20 protein-coding genes and 1 pseudogene are annotated in these 24,319 nt (G+C 32.9%); 7 read left to right on the top strand and 14 right to left on the bottom strand.

The genetic code is table 11. The annotated features are described in order from the left end of the window. Positions 1-265 precede the first annotated feature (265 nt). On the bottom strand, positions 266-1,555 hold the full coding sequence (locus tag BTJ66_RS07635; protein WP_099090375.1) for an ABC transporter permease: 1,290 nt from the start codon (positions 1,553-1,555) through the stop codon (positions 266-268). A gap of 158 nt (positions 1,556-1,713) precedes the next feature. On the opposite strand from BTJ66_RS07635, the gene BTJ66_RS07630 reads away from it, so the two are divergent. Continuing rightward, a complete protein-coding gene (locus BTJ66_RS07630) occupies positions 1,714-2,319 on the top strand; it encodes a TetR/AcrR family transcriptional regulator C-terminal domain-containing protein (protein ID WP_099090374.1) in 606 nt (201 codons plus the stop codon). A gap of 80 nt (positions 2,320-2,399) precedes the next feature. Beyond that, entirely contained in the window at positions 2,400-3,338 is a 939-nt protein-coding gene (locus BTJ66_RS07625; protein ID WP_099090373.1) for a magnesium transporter CorA family protein, read from the top strand. A gap of 47 nt (positions 3,339-3,385) precedes the next feature. Here BTJ66_RS07625 and BTJ66_RS07620 read toward each other — a convergent pair whose 3' ends face one another. Then, positions 3,386-4,825 carry a sucrose-specific PTS transporter subunit IIBC gene (locus tag BTJ66_RS07620; RefSeq protein ID WP_099090372.1) on the bottom strand — a complete coding sequence of 480 codons (1,440 nt, stop codon included), beginning with the start codon at positions 4,823-4,825 and terminating at the stop codon, positions 3,386-3,388. Between the two features lie 104 nt (positions 4,826-4,929). Next, entirely contained in the window at positions 4,930-5,505 is a 576-nt protein-coding gene (locus BTJ66_RS07615; protein ID WP_099090371.1) for a peptidoglycan recognition protein family protein, read from the bottom strand. Between the two features lie 227 nt (positions 5,506-5,732). On the opposite strand from BTJ66_RS07615, the gene rsp reads away from it, so the two are divergent. Together rsp and BTJ66_RS07605 are read left to right on the top strand one after the other, a co-directional pair. After that, a complete protein-coding gene (gene rsp / locus BTJ66_RS07610; protein WP_099090370.1) occupies positions 5,733-7,838 on the top strand; it encodes an AraC family transcriptional regulator Rsp in 2,106 nt (701 codons plus the stop codon). A 155-nt stretch (positions 7,839-7,993) separates the two neighbouring features. Further along, positions 7,994-8,341 carry a DUF4889 domain-containing protein gene (locus BTJ66_RS07605; protein ID WP_099090369.1) on the top strand — a complete coding sequence of 116 codons (348 nt, stop codon included), beginning with the start codon at positions 7,994-7,996 and terminating at the stop codon, positions 8,339-8,341. A gap of 282 nt (positions 8,342-8,623) precedes the next feature. On the opposite strand, the pseudogene BTJ66_RS13845 reads toward BTJ66_RS07605, so the two are convergent. Next, positions 8,624-8,749 (bottom strand): annotated as a pseudogene (locus tag BTJ66_RS13845) (hypothetical protein); the annotation flags it as partial. A gap of 317 nt (positions 8,750-9,066) precedes the next feature. Next, on the bottom strand, positions 9,067-9,423 hold the full coding sequence (locus BTJ66_RS07600) for a DUF3139 domain-containing protein (RefSeq protein WP_099090368.1): 357 nt from the start codon (positions 9,421-9,423) through the stop codon (positions 9,067-9,069). Between the two features lie 386 nt (positions 9,424-9,809). Here BTJ66_RS07600 and BTJ66_RS07595 point away from each other — a divergent pair, with 386 nt between their 5' ends. The 3 genes from BTJ66_RS07595 to BTJ66_RS07585 all read left to right on the top strand — a co-directional run bounded on the left by BTJ66_RS07595 (position 9,810) and on the right by BTJ66_RS07585 (position 11,328). Then, positions 9,810-10,250, top strand: coding sequence for a MarR family winged helix-turn-helix transcriptional regulator (locus tag BTJ66_RS07595; protein ID WP_099090367.1), 441 nt, complete (start codon positions 9,810-9,812; stop codon positions 10,248-10,250). A 242-nt stretch (positions 10,251-10,492) separates the two neighbouring features. After that, positions 10,493-10,861: an Hsp20/alpha crystallin family protein gene (locus BTJ66_RS07590; protein WP_099090366.1), complete on the top strand. Its 369-nt coding sequence runs from the start codon at positions 10,493-10,495 to the stop codon at positions 10,859-10,861. A gap of 32 nt (positions 10,862-10,893) precedes the next feature. Continuing rightward, entirely contained in the window at positions 10,894-11,328 is a 435-nt protein-coding gene (locus BTJ66_RS07585; RefSeq protein WP_099090365.1) for an Hsp20/alpha crystallin family protein, read from the top strand. Between the two features lie 108 nt (positions 11,329-11,436). Here the strand turns inward: BTJ66_RS07585 and BTJ66_RS07580 are convergent, their stop codons facing one another. The 9 genes from BTJ66_RS07580 to lip all read right to left on the bottom strand — a co-directional run bounded on the left by BTJ66_RS07580 (position 11,437) and on the right by lip (position 24,261). Beyond that, complete coding sequence (locus BTJ66_RS07580) at positions 11,437-12,597, bottom strand: nitrate/nitrite transporter (RefSeq protein ID WP_099090364.1); 1,161 nt, start codon at positions 12,595-12,597, stop codon at positions 11,437-11,439. Between the two features lie 319 nt (positions 12,598-12,916). Next, positions 12,917-13,570, bottom strand: a complete 654-nt coding sequence (nreC, locus tag BTJ66_RS07575; RefSeq protein WP_099090363.1) for a nitrate respiration regulation response regulator NreC — start codon at positions 13,568-13,570, stop codon at positions 12,917-12,919. Between the two features lie 20 nt (positions 13,571-13,590). Then, positions 13,591-14,625 carry a sensor histidine kinase gene (locus tag BTJ66_RS07570; protein ID WP_099090362.1) on the bottom strand — a complete coding sequence of 345 codons (1,035 nt, stop codon included), beginning with the start codon at positions 14,623-14,625 and terminating at the stop codon, positions 13,591-13,593. Positions 14,626-14,634: 9 nt separating this feature from the next. Further along, positions 14,635-15,087 carry a nitrate respiration regulation accessory nitrate sensor NreA gene (nreA, locus tag BTJ66_RS07565; protein ID WP_099090361.1) on the bottom strand — a complete coding sequence of 151 codons (453 nt, stop codon included), beginning with the start codon at positions 15,085-15,087 and terminating at the stop codon, positions 14,635-14,637. A gap of 14 nt (positions 15,088-15,101) precedes the next feature. Continuing rightward, positions 15,102-15,779: a respiratory nitrate reductase subunit gamma gene (gene narI, locus BTJ66_RS07560; protein ID WP_099090360.1), complete on the bottom strand. Its 678-nt coding sequence runs from the start codon at positions 15,777-15,779 to the stop codon at positions 15,102-15,104. Further along, positions 15,772-16,347 carry a nitrate reductase molybdenum cofactor assembly chaperone gene (gene narJ, locus BTJ66_RS07555; protein ID WP_099090359.1) on the bottom strand — a complete coding sequence of 192 codons (576 nt, stop codon included), beginning with the start codon at positions 16,345-16,347 and terminating at the stop codon, positions 15,772-15,774. The genes narI and narJ overlap by 8 nt, the downstream gene beginning before the upstream one ends. Continuing rightward, on the bottom strand, positions 16,340-17,908 hold the full coding sequence (gene narH / locus BTJ66_RS07550; RefSeq protein ID WP_099090358.1) for a nitrate reductase subunit beta: 1,569 nt from the start codon (positions 17,906-17,908) through the stop codon (positions 16,340-16,342). Before narH ends, narJ begins: the two co-directional genes overlap by 8 nt. After that, on the bottom strand, positions 17,898-21,581 hold the full coding sequence (locus BTJ66_RS07545) for a nitrate reductase subunit alpha (protein WP_099090357.1): 3,684 nt from the start codon (positions 21,579-21,581) through the stop codon (positions 17,898-17,900). Before BTJ66_RS07545 ends, narH begins: the two co-directional genes overlap by 11 nt. A gap of 295 nt (positions 21,582-21,876) precedes the next feature. After that, complete coding sequence (lip, locus tag BTJ66_RS13965; protein WP_099090356.1) at positions 21,877-24,261, bottom strand: YSIRK-targeted triacylglycerol lipase; 2,385 nt, start codon at positions 24,259-24,261, stop codon at positions 21,877-21,879. Positions 24,262-24,319 lie beyond the last annotated feature (58 nt).

The raw sequence follows: 24,319 nt of genomic DNA, 5'->3' as shown, positions 1-24,319 counted from the left end.
TTTATTTTATAAAAACTAAATTCTAAATATCAAGATAAACCCGCTTCATTAATTTTCGTGTTCATTACTTCATCCAACAGGTTTAACAACGTACTGCTCGATAACGTCATTATCGAGTAAAAACACTTGTCAAAAATTACAGACTAAAGTAATGCACACACAGAAAGCATACAAAAAACTGTCGCCAAAGTATTTTACTTTGACGACAGCCACAGAGATAGGTTCTGAGTAACTATCTGTTTTAAGCAATGATATGAGTCTATATTTATGACGGAATCTCTGTACGTTTATCACTATGTTTTCTTATCATAGCAGCACTAATTGAAGATACTATACCAAAGATAATAAATCCTACAAACATCCACATAGTCGCATTCATTTCTAGTGGTTGGTCCATATAAAGTAGCTCTCTTAAATACTCACCATAATGCGTGAATGGGTTCCAGCTTACAATATAATCTTGATAGAACTTTGGTAACATTTGTTTAGGGAACATCACAAGTTGCATGCTAAAGAACATTGCAATAAAGAATATTGGAATTGATTTCATTCCTAACCAAGTCATCACCCCTAAAATAAGCCCTATAAATCCTAATAATGCGATTGAAACAAACAGGCCTATTTTATTGATTTCTGGAAAATCAAATCCTTGTACTACTGACATAAAGTATACATAACCAAACCCACCAATCAATGCGGTCACAACACCTACGCCTAATTGACCTAATGACGCAATTAATCTGTGTGAAACTTTAATATTTCCAGATGTTCTAAAAGCATAGAACAACAATATAGAAGCGACAATTGAGCTAATCCATACTGGCATAAACATTAAGAACGATGCATTACCATTACCTTGATGGTCTTTTACTTTATTTACTTTTTGATCTACTACATCCACAGGATTTGTAAGCCCTTTAATATCATTCGCACTTACTTGAACATCTTGCTTTTCTATAGTATCTAAGCTTTGTTGAGCAATTTGTTTATTTAAATTGTCACCAATGCCTTTTAATACATTAGCTGAAATTTGAGATGCCTGCATATTCGCACCATTATTTGTCAATGTTTTAAATTCTGCGCGTTTCACTTTAACATCTTGTGTCGCACCTGATTTAGCCATTTGACTTTGCATTTGCTTAGCTTGTTCTGCTGGCATTTCACCTGATTTGACTTTATCTTGCATTTCTTGTTTTTTACTGTCCATGACTACTTTTTGTGTTTTACTCATGGCATGTTTTGAAAAATCTTTTTCAAACATTGCTGCACCATAATATTTTTGTTCATCTAGTCCTTTACGAACTTCTTTTTCATTATCGACCTTTACCCATTTTATTGTATCAGAGTCACTATCTAATAATTTATCCTCTAAATTCTTGCCGATATTAATATCTTTATTTTGTATAGAAGTTCCTTCATCATGGTTAACGATAGCTATAGGTAACTCCTTAGGCTTAGGATTATATGCCGGATAAAATGCAATTGAAAAAATTGCAAGTATAATTAAAATTGCTATAGGTGCAATCCATAATAGTTTACTTTTAAAAATATTCATATTAACTTACCTCCTTATTAAACACCTTGTTGATTAAAGACTACTTTGTTTATTATAATGAGTATACTTTAATATACAATATGCAAAGCTAATTATATTGTTCTTTTAACGACACTTTGCCCTTATTTGTCTATTAATGATAAAGGAGTTGCTCTAATATGACAGAAGATTGTCGTGTACGTAAGACAAAACGCGCAATAAAAAATGCATTTATTCAATTACTTAAAGTAAAAGAATTAGAACAAATTACAATACAAGATATAACGAACTTAGCAGATATCAATCGTGGCACTTTTTATCTACATTATGAAGATAAATATATCTTACTTTCTGATATGGAAGATGAATATATCGCTGGATTAGCTGTAGAAATTCGCTTTTATGAGGTGCTGATTCAAGACTTAACAATAGAAGCATTTGCAAAATATTTTTCTGAAAAGGTACTAAAAAACATCATTGATCATATTAATAATAATATCGAATTTTATCAGGTCATTTTCAAATTAGAGCGTAAAAGTCATATAGAAGAAAAAATTTCTGAACTCATGTTTGAGAACATGTCTAAAAATGTAAATGGTGAAAACAATATCTCCGGCATTCCTTTAGATTATTTCCACAGCTATGTGTTTGGCGCCACTTTTTCTTTTATTAAACATTGGGTTCAAGACACAAATAGAATGGAACCTGATATCGTTGTTGACTATTTATTTAAAATTATTTTTAATGGCCCTTTACGTTTAATGGCAAATTCACAATTAAATTAATGATATTTTAGTATACTTGTCAATTTAATATTTCTCCGCTAATATTAAAAAGAGTTTTAAAGAAAGGACATCGTTGCATAATGATAACTGCTTACAAACATTCCCAAACCCAAGAGATCATCCATTCTGACTTAGATCAAACTGCATCATGGATTAATGTCGTTGATCCAAATTGGGAAGAGATAGAAACTTTGATTGACCGCTATGACATACCTGAAGATTTTATTCGAGATCCACTAGATTCAGAAGAAAGCGCTCGAGTAGAATACGACGAAGATACACGTTATTCATTAATCATTCTCGACTTGCCGATTGTTAATGACACGAATTTAAAAGTACTGTCCTTTATTACCATTCCATTAGGCATCATTATTGGTAACAAAAAAATTATTACGGTTTGTAATGTTGAAAATGAATTTCTCGATAATTTTGCACGTCAAAATATTAATCTTCATTTTCACAGTCGCTTTGCGTTAAATATAATACTTACCATTTCGAACCATTATAATAGAAACTTACGATTACTTAACAAAACACGTTTGCGTATAGAGCGTGACTTAAAAAATAATGTTACAAACAAACAATTATATAATTTAATGGAAGTGGAAAAAAGTTTAGTTTATTTTTTAGCAGCGCTAAAAGGAAACGAGAGTATAGTCAAAAAACTCTTTAGACTTCCAGCACTTAAACGATTTGACGAAGACGAAGATATTTTAGAAGATTTAGTCATAGAAAATAACCAAGCGCTAGAAACCACAAGACTTTATACCGACATCCTAGAAAGTATCACTACGTCTTATGCTTCTTTACTTTCAAACGAAATGAACAACACCATGAAGACGTTAACACTTTTCACTGTATTTTTAACTTTACCAACACTGGTCTTTAGTTTTTTTGGTATGAATGTACCATTGCCCATCGATGATCATAGCTATATTTCATGGATCATTGTTATCGGTATTTCGCTTATCATTGTGTCTATTGTAGGCGCATTTTTATGGCGCAAACAAAAATTATGAAACTTAAATAAAAGCACACATGCTCATTGAAGCATGTGTGCTTTTACTTAAGTTGAAATCGTTTTGTTACTTTTTTTATAAGATAAAGCATATGTTAAACCAAATGCTACGATAAATGCAATAACCATACCAATACCATAATGTAGCCAGCCATCATTTTGACCACTTATCGAAATAAACCCAGGTATGCCAGCTGTACCTAATGCAATGGCTTTAACTTTGAAGAAAGATATGTAAGCGGCACCTAATCCTGAACCAACTATTGCACCAATAAATGGATATCTTAATTTTAAGTTAACACCAAACATTGCTGGTTCCGTAATCCCTAGTAAGGCAGAGATGCCAGCTGCAGAAGCTACACCTTTAAGTTTTTTATTTTCTTTAACAATAAAGAAAGCTGCTAATGCTGCTGCACCTTGCGCAATGTTCGACATTGTCGCAATTGGGAATATGAATGATCCCCCTGTTGAGGCACTATCAGCAATCAATTGAGTCTCAATTGCTATAAAACTATGATGCATGCCAGTGATGACAATTGGGGCATAAAGCAATCCGAAAATCAGTCCACCAAGTGCACCGCCAAATTCATATAGCCAAGTTAGACCATCTGATAACCAATATCCCAACGTACGTGTAATAGGACCTACAAATGAAAATGTAATAAATGCCGTAACTAAAATTGAGAGTAATGGTGTAAGTAAATTATCTAAGACTGTTGGTATCACCCTACGTAATGCTTTTTCAAACGTCACAAGTATATAGGATGCTACCAACATTGGCAGAACTTGCCCTTGATAACCAACTTGATTAATGTCTAATCCAAAGATGTCCCAGTGAGGAATCGCTTTTCCTGCTTCTAATGCTTTTGGATAATCATAGGCACTCATTAAATCTGGATGTACTAGTATCATCCCTAAAGCAGCACCTAGAAATGCATTACCCCCAAATCGTTTCGCAGCACTAAAACCAATTAATATTGGTAACAATGTGAACGGTGCATTTGCAAAGACATTTATCATTTCAGCTAAACCTTTAAACTGGTTATGTACTTCAATTAAAGATTGCCCATCATAAAAGATACCTGGCGCCGTTAAAATATTATTAATTCCCATTAATAAACCGCCAGCCACTATAGCAGGTATAATTGGTACGAAGATATCCGATAACATTTTCACAAATTGCTGAAATGGATTCATCTTTTTATTTCCTTGGACTTTAACTTCAGTAGTAGAAGCTTCTTTACCTGTGATCTTTTCTAATTCATTAAATATTTTATTTACTGTTCCAGAGCCAACAATAATTTGATATTGGCCCCCTGTAGAAAATGTACCCTTAACAATATCCATTTCACTCAATATTTTTTCATCAACTAAATTTTCATCTTTCAATACAAGTCGTAAACGTGTAGCACAATGTGCCATTGCATCAACATTCTCTTCTCCTCCGATTGCACTCAATATCTCTACTGCAGATTGTTTATAATTCATTCATTTCCCTCCTAATCAACGGAACCGGTACCAAAATACTTCACACTTATTGTAACCGGTTCCATTAAAGAATGCAATATACTCACATTATTATATATATCATTTTAGCCTATGATATCTAGCGTCTTCTCTGAGCTGTAATTATCATACGATTTAATCCTTTCAATAAAATAATCTTTTAATTTCTCTATGTTCTCTTGGTTTGTCTTCACATTTCCTAAATGAATTGACCACGCTCGCGCAGGACATTCAGTTTCAAAAAACTCTTTATGCAATCTTACTGTTTGTCGATTTACAGGTAATTGATACTTTTTTAATAGCAAAGCAGCAATTTTGAAACTCGCTTCCTCATTACGCATAAATGCCTTATCATTTAGTACTCCATTTATTTTCGATTGACAACGTTCTATGCCTATATAATGTGTATTTGCAAATGTGTTGCCACAATGCCATTCTGTATATTCAGATGGATGAAACCAATAACAAGTATGCATATCGACATATACGCACGCCCACCCCTTTTCCAATTCATGATTGGTTATTCTCTTTTTTAACCAGTCAATGTAATCTTTAGCTTGATAATTTTCAGCATCGTCATGAAGTACAACACCTAACACATCTGGCTTACGTTCAGTTATTTTGACAGGTTGTTTATAAAAATCAGAATAGATATGTTCCATCGTATTCCTCCTCTGAATTTGATTTAAAAATTAACTGTATTTATCGCAAAAATTTTCAGCCTCTCGCATTACATTGCGAAAAATTTAATTTTTTGTTATTAAATCACTTTGCAAGATATAAAAATATTTATATTTAAAGGATTAAAATTCTCAACTTTTTATAATATAATGTATTTTATCCAATATAATTATTGCGTTTTAATTTAATCTCAGGAGCTGCTTTTACAATGGACAATACGACTTTATGTATACACGAGTATTTAAATACCGTCACACGCCGTTGTATCGATCAAGTAATATTATTATTTTCATTAAATAATCATCTAGACATGGCTATAAACGGAAGAACGATCTCGGCTGGAAATCGTATCATGATCATTAATCATTGCGATTTATTTCAGATAACCTATGCGCAACAACTCGTAGAAATCTGCATACCTATCAGATGTTTTCTTGATTTAGAAAAAAATTTCTTCAATTGCAATTATAACTTTAAATTACTCAATTCTGAACCATATTTAAAACACCAAATTTTGACTATGATTCAACAACTAAACCAAACATCTAATATTGATGCGTCAAAAGTCACAGAAATCATCGCTATATTAAACAAAGAAACTAAAATTGAAGATAACTCTGTATATATTCCAACGATTGATACTGAAAACACTTTACTAAATAAAATAACAGAATTCATTAATACTAATATATCGCTACCACTTCTATCCAAAGACGTATCCAAGACATTTTATATATCAGCGCCATATATTTCAATTTTATTCAAAAAGCACTTGGGTATGAGTTTTAAAAACTATATTACGAGTTTAAAAATTACGCTTTCACTTTCTAAACTTGTTCAAAGTAAGCAAACAATTTATCATATTTCAGAACAGATTGGTTTTAATCATTATTCCAACTACACTCAACAATTTAGAAATTTTCTACAAATGACACCAAATGCGTTTCGAAAAAAATTTCAAAACAAACACGAAATGACCATACAACTAGTTAATGAAGATATTAGCCCTTATCAAAATGTTTTAGAAACGTATACATTAGATAAACCTCGTGCTATAAATCAAATCACCATAGACTTAAATCAACTAACTTTTAATGATGATATGAAAATACCCACCGTCTTTATACATGTTGATAATTTAATGGATATTGTGCAATCGGACTATAATACCAAACTTAGCTTTAAAGATTTAACCAATGCCTACATTTTAATTAATAACAGTCGAAATTTAGCCTTAGATCGTTTAAGCATCACTGGCATGATAGACTTTATAGATGCGTTATTTTCAAATTATGTCGGTATCGCTATAAGAATTAAATCTCTAACGCAATTTGATTTCATAGAGAAGATGATAGTTCAATTTTTAAAATTCAAACCTGAGTATATCAAACAAAAGCGTGATTACAATTTTCTAATGTTATTAGATGCCACATATTTATCTCTAGCAGATATTAATCGTTTATATATTAAAATAAAAAATTACAATGTAAATCTCAATATCAAAATAGCCATCACTGTTGAAGGTGTAATAGAACAGTCCCCTTCATTAAAGAAAGCATATAATTTGCTTAATAAACTTAGCTTCGATTTTCATTTTGTTGATATCGAGCAAGAAAAAGTCAAAGTATTACTTAACCAAAAGAGTAGCAGTTTCAATAGTTCTATGAGTCATTTTGAGTACTATAATAAACTTATTGAAGAAACTCAAATTGACGCTTCAAAGTTTGTTTATACAAAATTATCTAAAAAAGGATTTTTAGTATATGATGCTAAATATCCTTTGCAAACTACAGACCTTATGTGTCATATGTTGATTATGTTACAAAAAGGTAGTGGCGTTGGCTATGGGCTGATGCGTAAAGATACATATGATATTGCCTTAATGAACAATCATGGTATCTATGAGCCATTAATGTATTTATATCAATTTATAAAGCCATTCATCAGTAAACGTATTGCGCTTCATCAAAACTATATGATTTTACAAGAGGACCAAACTATCCATTTACTACTGTTTAATGCACCCTATCAAAGGTCATCGACACATGAAGTTCTAAAGTATGTTTTAAAGGAAAATGATTTACCTTCCAATGCAACACTTTTTATCCAAACACTAAATAGAGAACATGGTTTTATTGATTACGCACTTCCTGCTTCATTTAATGACACTTATATTGAAAGATCATTATTGTGGTGTATTAAACAATCTACTATTCCTAAAGCTGAAATCAAACACTTCGTGCAATCCGGTTCACCTTTGCAGCTTACTTTGCATCATGATGAATTAAAATATATACGCATCCTGCCATCTTAGAATTAATTGGATGTTTCCATTCATCAACTATAGGTCAATATTATTCTATGTACGTTTTCAATTTATTCTCGTGTATTAAAATAACACCTTTTAAATTGCAAAGTCACAGAAATTTAGATATAACAGAAGAAACTAGTGAAAAGGAGAGTCTCGCATTGAAAAAAGGTAAATTATTCGCAATCGTTTTAAGTGCAATCATGTTAATATTAGCTATTGTATTAATTATAATGATGGTTTCTAGCGGTCAAAAGGAGACTTATTACGGCTATATGAAAGACACAACGACAGCTGAAAAAGTAATAAGTGAAAAAGATCATAAAATTGAAAAAAATGTTAAATTACCAGCAAAATCTGATTTTTCACCTAAAAAAGGAGACTTTGTTAAATTAATAAAATCTGATGGTGACGCTACTTATAGTAAAATGGAAGTAGTGAACCATGATGACATCCCTCATGGATTAATGATGAAAATCCATGACATGGGTGACATGAAAGGTATGTAAATCGTGGGAGTAGGATAGAAACCTAATTATCAAAATTTTTTCGTTACCTTCACCTGACAAGTATGACCATCATTTAAAAAACTGGATTTGAATTGCATTTTCAATTCAATTACCTACTTACAATATAAAATAAGTTTAGTACGCATCAATCATGTACCAGACTTTTTGAGAAATATGATTTCAGTTGCAGATTGTTGAAGCCTTTAATTCAGGCTTCAACAATCTGTTTTTATAAATAACCCTAAACGTATGATAATACGCTTAGGCTTTTAATATCAGAATTCAATTAAATTTTATCGGTTTTAAATATGCTTGTTCTTTTTCTTTATCGTAAGCATTTCCGCTTTTTGCTATAACTATTGTGAATAAGGTGTTTCTCTTAACATTTACACAGGTTCTAATTAAATTTTCCTACACAATTAATGCGTAAATTCTCATTTGAATATTATTTAAGCTACATATCGATCGTCTATACAGCTTAAATAAAAAGAGCTAAACCATTGCTATTTCATTCATCTGTTTTTCACATATAGCATAATTCACATTCTTCACTATTTTTCTTCATCACGTTCCATAATCTAGTAACATAATATACGTTATTTTTTTAGCGTATTATACTATCCCTAAAATTTAATAACTCTGTAGATAAAACAAAATGGGGCTAAGACATATATAATGTCTTAGCCCCATTTTGGTCACTTAAATTATTTAAGCAATTTTTAATGTTACTCTTTAGGTTTGTAGTCTTGTTTAAATGCATTGTGTTTTGCATCTTTTACATTTTTATTTGTTTCACTGTCAAATCCTTGAACTAGAATGCCTTTAAAAGTGCTTATTGGTTGAACTACATAAGTATATTTAGGATCATCTTTGAATACTACTTTTTTATAGTAGAGCCCTTTTTTAGCACTATACAGCGTTTTTTCTGACTTAATTTCTTCTGTTAAATTCTTTTCATCCATATAATGATCAACTAATTCCAAATTTTTATGACCCTGATACGTTCTCATACCAAAGAAAAACACAATAGCGATAATCAGTGATATGACTAATAGTCCTATGATTTTAAAAAATGTTTTCATCATTAAACTCCTTCTATTAAAACAATAACTTCCATGAAAATTATAATTTAGAACTGTTTTCAAACTTTTTATACATCAAAGTATATACCTATATTAAAATCCATAATGTTATTATTATGACTGATTACACTTCATTAATAAAGTATTAAACTATTTTTGTAACAAAATCTTCTTAAATTCATTCCTCATTTCAATTAATAATCTCTTCAACTTTAGGTATCAGAATAATAATATACTGCCGCATAATACTTTGAATTTTTAGTTTTTGTTTTGTATTATGTATTCTATCAAAAATATTATTTAAAAATTATTAAAGAGGCGCACAACTGTTCCTTGACAATGGACATTGTTCATAATAAGGTTAACCTTCATAAGGGGTGATTTAAATGGAGGAAAACGACAACACATTAGAAAGACAGCTATGTTTTCTTTTTTATGTTTCTTCTAAGGAAATAATTAAGAAGTATACAACTTATTTAAAAGAATTTGATTTAACATATACAGGTTACATAGTTCTTTTGGCAATTGGCTTAGAAGAAAAATTAAATATTAAAACACTTGGCGAACGTGTATTTCTAGATTCAGGTACGCTCACACCATTATTAAAAAAATTAGAAAAAAAAAGCTATGTGACAAGAACACGTGAGATTGATGACGAGCGTAATTTGCAAATAGCGCTTACCACAAAAGGAAGAGAAGTCAAAGCACCTCTTTCTAATATTTCAAAGCGCGTCTTTAGTGAATTTGATATGGAAATTGACGAAGCCATCGATTTAAAAGAAACATTGCAAAATTTTGTAAACAAACATTTTCAAAAAAATATTTAACCTGCGAAGGATAAGTTAAGTTAAAAGTTTAATGTCTTATCATTTTTGACTTTACTTATCTTTTTTAGTTTCTTCTTTTAAATCTTTATTTATTCCTATCCATGTATTTTTAATAAAGTGTGACTTTTTTGATGAACACCTCGTGATATGTGGTGTTTTTTAATATACCAATCTTTGACTTTGACTTTCTTTGACTATAGTATTATAATATACTTGTAAGATAAAAGGAGAGGTGATAAGAGATGATACAAAGTACTAGCAGTCTTCCACAAGATTTATTAGACAGTTTATTATCAGACCATCACGATTTCAAAGTAAACGTATATCAAACAGATAATCAATACACAGTTGAAGCTGAGCTTCCTGGTTATCAAAAAGAAAATGTTTCAATAAACTATGATGATAAAACACTCACAATATCTGTAAAAAATTTAGAAACACCTTATGACGATGTGGCTTATCTTATTAAAGAGCGTAGTAAAGATGAGCAAAGCAGACACTTCATCTTCAAAAATATAGATACCAGTGCAATTAAAGCTTCAATGTCGAATGGTATTTTAACTGTAACACTGCCGATAAAACAAACAAAAACACAAATTTCAATAGATTAATTTTCATAAAAAATTCAAAGGAGAGATGTATTATGGCTTTTGATATGAGACCATTTAACAATTCATTTTTCGAAGGAAATCCTGGAGCATTATTTAAAGACTTTGGACGTCAATTCTTTGAACAATTTCCAGATAGTACAAGCATCAAATCAGATGTAAAAGAACTAGACAACGCTTATATAGTGGAAGCTGAGCTACCTGGCTTTCAAAAAGAAAATATCACTTTACAATTTGAAAATAATGTTTTAACTATTGAAGGTAAACAAATTGTTGAAAATAGTGAAAAGGATGAAGAAGGTCGTATAATTCATCAAGAACGTAGCGCAAGCAATGTAAAACGACAATACCCATTTGAAAATATTAATGAAAATGCTATTAAAGCATCATTTGAAAATGGCATGTTAAATGTTACATTACCTAAAAAAGAGCAAGAAGATCAAACTTCATCAAATATTCAAATCGATTAACAGAAGTAACGTATATTACATGTTATGATTCATTGAAAATCATTAATTAATAAATCAAAAAAGTGGCTGAGATTCTATAGAGGTGTCTCAGCCTTTTTTTGCTTATTTTCAGAGGGTTAAAGTTTCACGTTTCTTAATATGTACCATTGTAATTAACGCAATTGTCCCTACTATTGCTAACAAGATAAATGAAAAATGACTTGTACCGGTAATCTTTGTAACATAAGAAATAACTAACGGTGGAAAGAATCCTCCTAGTCCACCCATCATTGAAACAATACCATTTGCCGAACCTGCTTCTTTTCCAAAGTAGGAAGGAACAAGTTTAAATATTAATCCATTTCCAATGCCCGCACACATACTGATAAGTAAACAACCTACAGTAAATAAAATAATCTCACTTGATAGACCTAGCACAATGCCACCTATAATCATCAATATAAAATCAAGCATCAATAATTTCACTGCACTAAACTTGTCTCCTAAGACCCCTCCTAACGGTCTTAGAAAAGTCGCTAATGCGATAAATATACCTGTTCTGACACCCGCATCCACTTCACTAATACCAAAATTTTCCACTAAAAAATTAGGTAAAAATAAACCAAATGCAACGAAAGAACCAAATGTAATAAAATACCAAAGTGATAAATAATATAATCTTAGATCTTTCAAGAATAGTTTATATTGCTTCATTAATGCTACTTTTATTTTTTCTTCTTTAGCATCTCCAAATATAAACATAAGGAAGGCAAAAAGTACAATAATAATTAAATAACCCCTAACTGTTGTTTGCCATCCTATGATGCCTGCTATCGGTGGTGCTAAAAATGAAGAAATTGCTGTACCAATATTTCCCATGCCATATATCCCATTCGCTAAGCCAACTTTTTCTTTTGGAAAATATTTTGGTATTGAGGTCACACCTACAGAGAACACTGCCCCACCAACACCAAGGAAGAACCCAGATACCATCAAATTAGCTGGTGTCTGTGCTTGACTTAAAAAATAAATTGGAAATAGCAATATAATAAAACTACAAAAAAACACCCATTTCGCACCAATAATGTTTGTTAAATATCCAAATGGTACTCTTAGTACAGAGCCTAATATAACAGGAATAGCTAAAACAATAGATAATTGGCTATCTGTTATTTGCACATCCTGAGAGATGTAGGGCATAAGCGGGGCAATAATACTCCATGCCATGAATCCCACTACAAGACTTAAAGACTGTAATGTAAGTTGAAAACCACCACTTGCTTTGTTCATTCATTTCACCTTCATTTTATAAATATTTTTATAATTGAGGCCAGCAAACTGCAAATGTTCTAAATGCTTTAATTTTTTAAAACCTTAATGGTTTTTACGTAAGCCTAAAGGTGCTAAACTTGCAGCATGCTGGTTACAGTTCAATTATAAAATCTTTGTGAAACAATGAACATAAGGAGTGTCCCTTAAGCAATAAGGAGTTTTCCCTACTTTGAAGCATAATTTTAGTACTTTATTTCTTTTTGCATTTCCCACTATAAAAAGACAGTGACATATTATTATGCCCCTGCCTCTTCTAATCATTTAGTAATTCTACTTTTTAAAAGTCAATTAATTTTTTCTTCATGGCATACTCAACTAATTCTGGTTTAGATTTCAATTCTAATTTCTGCATGATATGTGTTTTATGTGCTTCTACTGTTTTAACTGAAACAAATAGTTTTTCAGCAATATCTTTATTTCCGTATCCTTTGGCAATTAGTGGTAATATTTCTATTTCACGTTTTGATAAAATTTTAAATGGATCAGTTTTGTCTCCGTTATCTTGTGCTGAATTACTCACAAACTCATTTACCAATGATGTTGTCAGCTTCATATCTATATAAGTTTCACCCTTAACGACAGTTCTAATTGCTAATAGTAATTGTTCGTCCGGTGCATTTTTTAATATATAGCCCTTTGCACCATTTCTTAAAACATGAAACAGATATTCTTCATCATCATACATCGTTAATATTAAAATTTTCGTTTCTGGGAAACTTTCTAATATTTTGCTCGTTGCTATAAGTCCTGATTCACCTGGTGGCATACTTAAATCCATAATGAGCACATCTGGTTTGTATTTCATCACTTTTTGATAAGCTTCCACACCATCGGCAGCAGTGCCCACTACTTCCATATCTTCTTGATAATTTAATATCATCGAAAATCCTGTACGCACCACTGCATGATCATCTGCAATAACTATTCTCAAAATTAATATCTCCTTATCCCCTAAATTGGAACTTGAAGTGTCACAATTGTCCCTCTTCCTATTTGTGTATCAATATTAACTTCTGCATTTACTAATTCTGCTCGCTCGTGCATTCCATAAAGTCCTAAGCCTGTTCCCTGAGGCTGGTCTGTCTTTATAAACCCTCTTCCTCTATCAATAATTTCTGCAATTAATTTTTGTTCGCTTACATGAACTTCTATTTCAACTTTATCAACATTTGCATATTTTATTGCATTAAATAATGCTTCTTGAACAACTCTATAGACAACCGTTTCAATTTCACTCTTAAACCGACACGTTTTTAAGTTTGACTGATATATAACTTTGATACCATAATTAGCTTCAACCTGCTTAAAATATGTCTTGAACGCTGCATCTAAGCCTAAATCATCCAAAGATGAAGGTCTTAATTCTACTGATAGATTGCGAATATCATCAATTAATTTGGACATTAAACCTTCAATTCGCTTTGATCCATCTACTAAGTTATCTATTTGTCGCTGATACTTTAAGAGTCTTAACTCAACATCTATGTTTAATAATTCTTGGACGACACTATCATGTAATTCACGTGAGATACGTTTTCTTTCATTTTCTTGTGCAAAGATAGTTTTCTGCATCATTTTACGCTGATACATTTTGTCGTGGCGCTCTATTTGTGGCGAAACATTTTGTAGTGTGAATGCTTTGATTCCTTTTGTGCTATCTATAGTTTGGAAAGTTGCAGCAAAAGGCTCTACAGTTCCTTGTGTTGTTTTCATAAACACTTGAAAGCTAGTATTTCCAACAGTTTCAGCTTCTAAAAAACAATGTCTACAAGATTGCAAATCATATTCGTTGGTATAACCGTCGCAATGCTTACAAATGGCATTAGTCATGCCTTCATAGTTATTATCAAGCGCGATAATATCATTCGCGGCTTTGTTCATGGCTATGACTTGTCCTTGATTATCAACAAATACAATTTTTTCACTGGTATTATTAAAATATTTCATCAATAAGTCGTGCATATTTAACTTTTGATTTATTTTCATTATAGCCACCTAATCTTCTTCATTAAACACACATAATTTACTTTTAAGTGATATTGTTTTATATGTTTTGGGCAATGGCTTATGGTTTCTTTGACCTAATAATAAAACACCACAAACTTGATTTTCATACCATAGTGGGATTGCAATCATCGCTGTTAATAATTCACATAAAACAATTGGATATTTATGTTTTTCATGTGTTGGTAGCGTTCGCTCTACATTTTCAATAACCATGCGCTTTCCTGTTTTCATTACATTGCCAGCCAAACCTTTACCCTTGCGCAAAACAATTAACTGATAGCGATTGTTTAAATTGCCTGAAGCATAACACCATTTAATACGAGAAATATTACTTTCATGCTCGTAAAACGCCAACGATGCAAAATCAAACCCTTCTTCTACGCGTATTGAATCTAAAACTGATTGATAATTTATACTTTTATTTAATAATAATGCATTCAACTTATCGCCTCCATTCAAACTTTGTGTTTACGATAAATAATGTAGCTACGGGTTGCATAAGTAAGTGGCACACTCCATACATGTACTAGTCTGGTGAATGGCCAAAATGCCATAATAATAAAGCCTAATAGAATATGTGTTTTAAAAGCAAGTGGCACCTGTAACATTAAATCAGCATCTGGAGAAAATATAAATAACTGTCTGAACCAAATTGATATTGTCTCTCGATAATCAAATGATGGTGTCGTTGCATTAGTTACGAGTGTTGCATAACAACCCATAAAAACGATTGCTAATAATAAAAAATTAACAATGATATCTGATGCAGAACTTAAACTTCTAATATTTTTTATCGTTACTCGTCGTACAGTTAATAACAACATACCAATCAGTGTTATTATACCAAAAATACTCCCAATATAAACAGCGCCAATATGGTATAAATGATCACTAACACCTACTGCTGTTAGCCAAGAAGCAGGAATAAACAAACCTACTATATGTCCCATTGCTACAGGAATAATACCCAAATGAAACATTAAACTGCCCCATTTAAGTTGTTTCTTTTCTATGAATTCACTAGATTTTGCAGTCCAAGAAAATTTATCAAACTTATATCTAGAAAGATGACCAATAAAAAATATTGCTAGGCATAAATAAGGCAAAATCACCCATAAAAATTGATTAAACATGTTGTGTCACCTCATTTGTAAGGTTTATACAAGCTTTTAACGTTTCTCTCAAACTTTTTACCAAGAAATAATATGGACTATGCTCTTCTGCAAACTGCTTTGCCATTGCATAAGTGCCGTCCTCAATAATCATAATGACAAATTCAATGTTCGCGTTTGCTCGTGGATCATTCTCCCACTGTGCGATATATAAAAATTCAAGCATTAATGGTAGAAAATCAGACAATTCGTTATCTACCATTTTCAATCCAAACATTTCATATAATACTTTTAACTTAGCTAATAATTGCCCTCGCTCTTTTTGTGTATCAAATTTATTATAGGTCATGTAAAGTGGAGCAGTTTTATTGAAATCAAATGTTTCTGAGTATAATTGCTTTATTTGTAATAAACTGAGTTCATACATTTGTTCTCTATATTTTATCAAATCTTCATAAGCAGGATGTTGTGAATTAATAACGTCTTCAAATATTTTTGGATGAAGCGTTAACTTTTCTGGAAAGGCAAGTTGCTGAGCCAAATATCCGAATGTCTCTTGATACTTGTTAAACTTCGCTAAATTAATCACGGAAAATCCCTCCATAGAAATTATCGTTATAGATTTCCTGGCTAGATTTCCCAGAAGCAGTAGTTACAGGCACGCCACATCCCTCACAATTTGAACCAAAGTATTCTCCACTATATCCTTGACTGCCTTGATCTCGATACGTGTCCATATACATCTCTTTATGAGAAGTAGGTATTACAAATCGATCTTCATGTTTTGCAATAGCTAACAGTCGGTACATATCTTTTGTTTGACGTTCAGTTAAACCTACTCTTGTTAACTTATTAACTTCAAAAGGTTTATTAGTAACCTGTGCACGCATGTAACTTCTCATCATTGCCATACGTTGTAATGCAGATTTCACTGGTACAGTATCACCTGCTGTAAATAAGTTAGCCAAATATTGAATTGGTAACCTCATTTCTTCAATTGCCGGAAAAATCATATCAGGATTTCGATTCGCCTTTGCTGCAGTTTGTCCTTCAAAATAACTCATAATAGGGCTAAGTTGTGGACAATACCATACCATTGGCATCGTGCGATATTCTGGATGTAAAGGAAATGCTAATTTATATTCAATAGCTAATTTATAGACTGGAGAATTCTGAGCAGCTTCTATCCATTCTAATGAGACTCCATCTTTTTGTGCTTGTTCTATTACTGTTTCATCAAAAGGATTCAAAAATAAATCCAATTGTTTTTCGTATAATTCTTGTTCGTTTTCAGCTGTAGCAGCTTCTTCTACTCTATCAGCATCATAAAGTAATACGCCTAAATAACGCATTCTACCCGTGCACGTTTCTGAACATACCGTTGGCATCCCTGCCTCAATACGAGGGAAGCAGAATGTACATTTCTCTGCTTTATTTGTTTTCCAGTTGAAATATACTTTTTTGTATGGGCAACCTGTCATACAATATCTCCAACCACGACAAGCATCCTGATCTACAAGTACAATTCCATCTTCGTCACGTTTATACATTGCTCCAGATGGACATGATGCTACACAACTTGGGTTCAAACAATGTTCACATAACCTAGGTAAATACATCATAAATGTTTGATCAAATTGAAATTTAATATCTTCTTCAATACGTTTAATATTGGGATCTTCTGGTCCAGTAACATGACCACCTGCCAAATCATCTTCCCAGTTTGGTCCCCATTCTAAGTTTAATTTATCACCCGAGATCAACGAATGGGCTGTAGCTACCGGAGAGTGATTTCCAGCTTTTGCTGTTGTAAGATTTTCATAATTATAAGTCCAAGGCTCATAGTAATCTTTAATCACTGGCATATTAGGATTGTAAAATATTTTCCCTAGAGCAATTTTCGATAACTTACTGCCTGATTTCAGTTCTAATTTACCTTTTTTATTTAAATACCAACCGCCCTTATATTGCTCTTGATCTTCCCATTGTTTAGGATAACCAATACCAGGCTTCGTTTCTACGTTGTTAAACCACATGTATTCCGCACCAGGACGGTTAGTCCACGTACTCTTACAAGTAACACTGCACGTGTGACACCCTATACATTTATCTAAATTTAACACCATTGCAATTTGTGCTTTAATCTTCAAGCCAGTCAACCTCCTTCAGCTTTCTTACTGCTACATAAACATCTCTCTGATTCCCTATTGGTCCATAGTAGTTAAAGTGATAACTAATTTGTGCATAACCTCCAACAAGTTGTGTTGGCTTTAAATGAATACGTGTGGGGGCATTATGTGAACCACCCCTTGTTTCTGTTATTTGTGACCCTGGCGTTTCAATATGTTTATCTTGAGCATGATACATAAACATCGTGCCTCTTGGCATTCTATGAGATACGACTGCTCTTGCTGTTACAACACCATTTCGGTTATATATTTCTAACCAGTCATTATCTTTGATATCATTTCTTTCTGCATCCTCATTGGAAAGCCATACAGTTGGACCACCTCTAAATAAAGTCAACATATGTTGGTTATCTTGATAAGTGGAGTGGATATTCCATTTACCATGTGGTGTTAAATAGCGTAAGACAAGCGTACTTTCATCTCCCGTTACTTTCTTGTCTCTCGTACCAAATACCATTGGTGGTAAAGTTGGTTTATACACAGGTAAACTTTCTCCGAATTGCTGGAACACTTCATGGTCAACGTAATAACTTTGTCGTCCTGTTAATGTTCTAAATGGAATTAAACGTTCTATATTAGTAGTAAATGGTGAATAACGTTTACCATTTTTATTTGAGCCCGGGAACACAGCTGTTGGAATGACTTCTCGGGGTTGAGCAGTTATATTTAAAAATGAAATTTTTTCTGATGCGCGTTCACTTGAAATATCTTTCAACGGCATACCTGTTTGTTGTTCTAAATCTTCATAAGATTTTTGCGATAACTTACCATTGGTAGCTGAAGATAAATTTAATACAACGTCTGCAGCTCGTCTTGCAGTATCTAATCTTGGTCTATTATTTTTTATGGAATCCTCGCCTTCTTCATTCCACGTTCCAACCATGCTTTTTAACTCTTCATATTGTTCTGCTACTAAGAAACTTACGCCATGAGCCCCTATTTTAGCTTTTTCTAATAAAGGCCCTACTGTAACGTATTTATCAAATATTTTAGTATAATCCCTATCGACTACTGCAAAACCTGGCATTGTTTTTCCAGGTATTGCTTCAATTTCACCCTTCGTCCAATCTTTAATTATGCCATTCACATTAGATATTTCTTGTTTTGAATCGTGTGCAAGTGGTGCGGTAACAACATCTTTATAAACACCTTTAAGATGTATTTTAGCCATTTCTGAGATTTCTTTACTCAATGTCTTAAAAATATCCCAATCTGAACGTGATTCCCATAATGGGTCTATCGCCGGATTAAATGGGTGTACAAATGGGTGCATATCTGTCGATGACAAGTCATGTTTTTCATACCAGGTTGCAGCAGGTAAAACTATATCTGAATACAATGGTGTGGATGTCATTCTAAAATCAAGCGATACAAGCAAATCCAGTTTACCTTCTGTATCTTCTCTCCATTGAATTTCTTCTGGTTTCACCTCTTCGTTTGGCTCAGCTAATAAACCTGATTTCGCACCGAGTAAGTGTTTCATAAAGTATTCTTGTCCTTTAGCAGAACTTGATATTAAATTAGAGCGCCAAAGGAACAATGTTTTTGGATGATTCTGTTTTGAATCTGGATCTTCAATTGCAAATTTCGTTTCTCTAGACTTCACGGACTCAATCGCCCGTTTCATGATTGCTTCATTATTAAATTCTCCAGCGTCTTTCGCTTCCTCACCAAAAGATAAACTGTTTCTATCAAATTGAGGATAAGAGGGCAACCAACCACATCTAGCAGCTAAGACATTGTAATCAGCAGGATGTTGATGTTTAATATTTTCTGCCAATGGAGATTTCAAACTATCGATATTTGATTCTTCATATTTCCATTGGTCTGTTGCAAAGTAGAACCAACTTGTGCCGTTTTGTAAACGTGGTGGTGCTTGCCAATCTTTCGCAAAAGCAATGGTATTCCACCCTTCAATTGGGCGACATTTTTCCTGACCAACATAATGTGCCCACCCCCCGCCGTTTACGCCTTGGCAGCCGCAAAGTAATACTAAATTTAAAATGGAACGGTAAATCGTATCCGAGTTAAACCAATGATTAATACCAGCTCCCATGATAATCATTGAACGTCCGTTAGTATCTATTGCATTTTGTGCAAACTCTCGACCAACTTGGGTCACAACACTTTTTTTCACACCCGTGATTTTTTCTTGCCATGCTGGCGTATAATAAGATGCTGCATCATCATAGCCTGATGCCTCTAATTCATGATTGAAACGTTTCACACCATACTGACTTGTTATCAAATCAAACACTGTAGTCACGTATTTCTCTTCACCATTTGCTAATTTAAGTTTTTGAACGGCAATTGGACGCTCAAATATGCCGTTACCTTCATTATTAAAAAATGGAAACTGTATATGTTTTAATTCATATTCATCTTCGGCAAAACTCATTGCTGGGTCGATTTGATTACCTTCTTCATTTTCAAGTTTCAAATTCCATTGTTTGCCTTCTTCCCAACGTTGACCCATCGTACCATTTGGAACTGTTATTTGTTTTGCTAATTTATCAAAAACCACAGGCTTCCACTCGCTATTTTCAGTAGATTGACCTAAATCATGTGCCCGTAAGAAACGCCCAGCTTTTAAGCCGTTTTTATCTTCATCTAACATAAGGACAAATGGCATATCCGTATATTGTTTTGCGTAATTAATAAAATAGTCATTAGGTTCATTGACATAATGTTCTTGTAAAATAACATGTGTCATCGCTTGTGCCACTGCCGCGTCTGTTCCAGGATTTGGCGCTAACCAGTTGTCAGCAAATTTAACATTTTCTGCATAATCAGGTGCAACTGATACTACTTTTGTACCTTTATAGCGAACTTCTGTCATAAAATGCGCGTCTGGTGTTCTTGTTAAGGGTACATTAGATCCCCACATCATAATATAAGCTGCGTTGTACCAGTCACTAGATTCTGGCACATCTGTTTGTTCACCCCATATTTGTGGAGACGCTGGCGGTAAATCAGCATACCAATCATAAAAACTCAACATTTCTCCACCTAGCAAACTCATAAAACGCGCACCAGAAGCGTAACTTAACATTGACATTGCAGGAATTGGTGTAAAACCAGCCAATCTATCTGGCCCATATTTCTTAATTGTATAAATGATTTGAGCTGATATAAGTTTAGAAACATCTTTCCAATTTGTTCTAACTAATCCACCCTTACCTCTTGCTTGTTTGTATATCTTAGCTTTTTCTTCATTTTCAACAATTGAAGCCCAAGCAGCTACGGTATTGTTTTCATGTGTCTCTAATGCTTCTGTCCATAGTTCCCATAACTTCCCACGAATATAAGGATAGCGAATGCGTAAAGGACTATACTCATACCAAGAAAAAGAAGCACCCCTAGGACAACCGCGTGGTTCAAATTCAGGTAAGTCTGGTCCACAACTAGGATAGTCGGTTTGTTGATTTTCCCAAGTAATCACACCATTTTTCACAAACACCTTCCAAGAACAAGACCCCGTACAATTCACTCCATGTGTCGTTCTTACTACTTTGTCATGACTCCAACGTTCTCTATACATTTTTTCCCATTCACGACTTTTACTTTCTAAGATTGACCAGTCACCATTAAATTTTTCTGTTGGCTTGAAGAATTGTAATCCCAATTTTTTCATAGTTATCTCCTTCTTACATAATTAATAAAACTCATTGCAGAACCTCATATATTAATTAATGCAACTTCTTAACTTGATTGTACATTTTTTCACATAGTCTAAATATTAGGGATTTACCTAATTACATGAAAATACCCACTAATTTCTTAGTGGGTATAAACAAAAACTTCCCTTACACTTTTTAATGAATATGCTCAATGTTGATATTGATCAACCATGTGTCATACTCATAAATAGCGTAAAGGAAGCTTTAACTATCAAATTTATGTTATTTTAAATCTTTATATTTCATGCTCTATACTGCAACGTTTTCCTCATCTTGCTCTTCTACGCGCATTAAATGATCAACGATACCTGTATAAAAGGCTTCTAATTCTTCACCTGTTCTTTTATGATCTAAGTCATCAATGCCAATAAAATCTACATGATCCCAATTCTTTTTAATAGGTAATACTTGCCATACACCTTTTTCAGTTGCTTTTGAAATATCATCTACATTTTTAGCTTTTTGACCAGTTGGATTGAGCGCAGAAATGACTGGCACAACACCGTCGTTTTCTTTCCATTCTACTTTGCTATCTGAACCAATTAAATTACTCGTCAGATTCATTAGGAAATATTGACCAATATTAGGACGGTGATTACCTAATGGTCCAGCATGAGAAGCTTGACCTGCATAAGACGTATAGACAATATTAGGATTAATAGATGTATTTAAATTTAAATCTTCTGCACCAAAAGTCGTTAAGTCTCTTACCGCATTATCTTCTGTATCCCATAGAGGACTGTCCTTAACTCTTTTTACATAATCTAAATAACTTTCATCTGGTTTTTGTTTTAATCCCCAGTGTCCAAATCCTAAATCAACATCTGAAGCTTTATTTCCGCCTAATTTACCAACATCATTCATTAACTTCTTAGCAAGGTCTCTGTTCGCTAATTTATCTGAGGCTTGAGAACCTTTATGAGGTGTTCCTAATGTTGTTATTGAAGATATCATATTATCTTTTTGACCTTGGAATAAAGGTGAAATCGTACCGCCATGTTCTTTTTGATATTTAATTTCTTCTGGATTACCAAAACGTAAAAATTGTTCTAATAAACGAATCGTTTGTCCGCCCATACTGTGACCAACTAAATGTACTTTTTGTCCTGGTTGCCAATCTGGCATAACACCTTCATATTCATTGCCATATCTATCATGTCCATATTTGGCTGCATGCGCTGCCCCATAGTCGACTTTACCACCTTTTATAAAGTGATATAACTCAACTGCACGATCATAGTTACTGCTAAATGCACCTACACTTGCTTCATAAACTTCGTAGCCGGCTTTTTCTAATTCTTCTTTTACTTTATATTTTTTGCCACCCCAATAATTTGGATATACGCTAGGTTTATTATCACCCACTAAACCTAAAAATCCGTGTACTAATATAATAGGGTGTTTATTGATATGTTCACCTTGTTCCGCTTTTTTAGATGATTTAAGTAATTGTTTTACTTCACTTTGTTGCACCTGAGCACGTTGGCGAGCATTAGATTCTTTCATGTTTTTATCTGTTGCAGCTGTTTCCTGCTCTTTTTCTTGTTTCACTTTGTCATCTGTTGTTTGATCCTCATCTGTTACTTCTTCTTTATCTGTTGTTTGATCCTTATCTGTTACTTCTTCTTTATCTGTTGTTTGATCCTCATCTGTTACTTCTTCTTTATCTGTTGTTTGATCCTCATCTGTTGCTTCTTCTTTATCTGTTGCTTGATCTTCGTCTGTTGCTTCTTCTTTGTCTGATGCTTGATCCTCATCTGTTGCTTCTTCTTTATCTGTTGCTTGATCTTCGTCTGTTGCTTCTTCTTTGTCTGATGCTTGATCCTCATCTGTTGCTTCTTCTTTATCTGTTGCTTGATCTTCGTCTGTTGTTTCTTCTTTATCTGATGCTTGATCCTCATCTGTTTCTATTTCTTCTGTTGCTTGATCTTCATCTGTTGCTTCTTCTTTATCTGTTGCTTGGTCTTCGTCTGTTGCTTCTTCTTTGTCTGACGCTTGATCTTCATCTGTCTCTACTTCTTCTTCTGTTGCTTGATCTTCATCTGTCTCTACTTCTTCTGTTGCTTGATCTTCATCTGTCTCTATTTCTTCTTCTGTTGCTAGGTCTTCATCTGTCTCTACTTCTTCTGTTGCTTGATCTTCATCTGTCTCTACTTCTTCTTCTGTTGCTTCTTCTTTATCTGTCTCTACTTCTTCTTCTGTTGCTTGATTTTCATCTGTCTCTACTTTTTCTTCTGTTGTTTGATTTTCTTCTGCTGCTTGGTTTTCATTAACTTCTTCTTTAGCAAATGTTTTTAATTGTTGGTTTTCTTGTTCATTTTGTTTTTGATTCGTTGACTGAGGTGTTTCAGATTGTAATTTGAACGTTTTATTTGTATCTTCTGCTTGGTTATTTGTTAAAGATGTATCTTGTTGATGATTTGTTGTTAATGTATTATTTTTTTCATCATCAATTCCTTTGTTTACCTCTGTATAGCTAGCTCCATGATCATTATTTGCTTCACTTGCTTCTGAAATATCACCATTCATTAAGAAAAATGTTCCTGCTAATACAGATACTGCACCTACAGCATACTTTCTGATACTAAATCTTTGCTTGCTCTCTTTTGTTAATTTGCCATAATTCTTGTTCATTAAAATCACCTCATATTATTTTTTTGAATATTACACTCCTCAAAATAATGTTGTTTCC

This window comes from Staphylococcus edaphicus, from assembly GCF_002614725.1.
In the GTDB taxonomy this organism is placed as follows: Bacteria; Bacillota; Bacilli; order Staphylococcales; family Staphylococcaceae; genus Staphylococcus; species Staphylococcus edaphicus.
The sequence above is the reverse complement of the archived record's forward strand: the minus strand, read 5'-3'. Positions and strand labels throughout refer to the sequence as shown.

Coding starts and splice junctions, on each gene's coding strand:
- BTJ66_RS07635 (WP_099090375.1), bottom strand. CDS start 1,555: ATGAATATTTTTAAAAGTAAACTATTATGGATTGCACCTATAGCAATT.
- BTJ66_RS07630 (WP_099090374.1), top strand. CDS start 1,714: ATGACAGAAGATTGTCGTGTACGTAAGACAAAACGCGCAATAAAAAAT.
- BTJ66_RS07625 (WP_099090373.1), top strand. CDS start 2,400: ATGATAACTGCTTACAAACATTCCCAAACCCAAGAGATCATCCATTCT.
- BTJ66_RS07620 (WP_099090372.1), bottom strand. CDS start 4,825: ATGAATTATAAACAATCTGCAGTAGAGATATTGAGTGCAATCGGAGGA.
- BTJ66_RS07615 (WP_099090371.1), bottom strand. CDS start 5,505: ATGGAACATATCTATTCTGATTTTTATAAACAACCTGTCAAAATAACT.
- rsp (WP_099090370.1), top strand. CDS start 5,733: ATGGACAATACGACTTTATGTATACACGAGTATTTAAATACCGTCACA.
- BTJ66_RS07600 (WP_099090368.1), bottom strand. CDS start 9,423: ATGAAAACATTTTTTAAAATCATAGGACTATTAGTCATATCACTGATT.
- BTJ66_RS07595 (WP_099090367.1), top strand. CDS start 9,810: ATGGAGGAAAACGACAACACATTAGAAAGACAGCTATGTTTTCTTTTT.
- BTJ66_RS07590 (WP_099090366.1), top strand. CDS start 10,493: ATGATACAAAGTACTAGCAGTCTTCCACAAGATTTATTAGACAGTTTA.
- BTJ66_RS07585 (WP_099090365.1), top strand. CDS start 10,894: ATGGCTTTTGATATGAGACCATTTAACAATTCATTTTTCGAAGGAAAT.
- BTJ66_RS07580 (WP_099090364.1), bottom strand. CDS start 12,597: ATGAACAAAGCAAGTGGTGGTTTTCAACTTACATTACAGTCTTTAAGT.
- BTJ66_RS07570 (WP_099090362.1), bottom strand. CDS start 14,625: ATGAAAATAAATCAAAAGTTAAATATGCACGACTTATTGATGAAATAT.
- narI (WP_099090360.1), bottom strand. CDS start 15,779: ATGTTTAATCAATTTTTATGGGTGATTTTGCCTTATTTATGCCTAGCA.
- BTJ66_RS07545 (WP_099090357.1), bottom strand. CDS start 21,581: ATGAAAAAATTGGGATTACAATTCTTCAAGCCAACAGAAAAATTTAAT.
- lip (WP_099090356.1), bottom strand. CDS start 24,261: ATGAACAAGAATTATGGCAAATTAACAAAAGAGAGCAAGCAAAGATTT.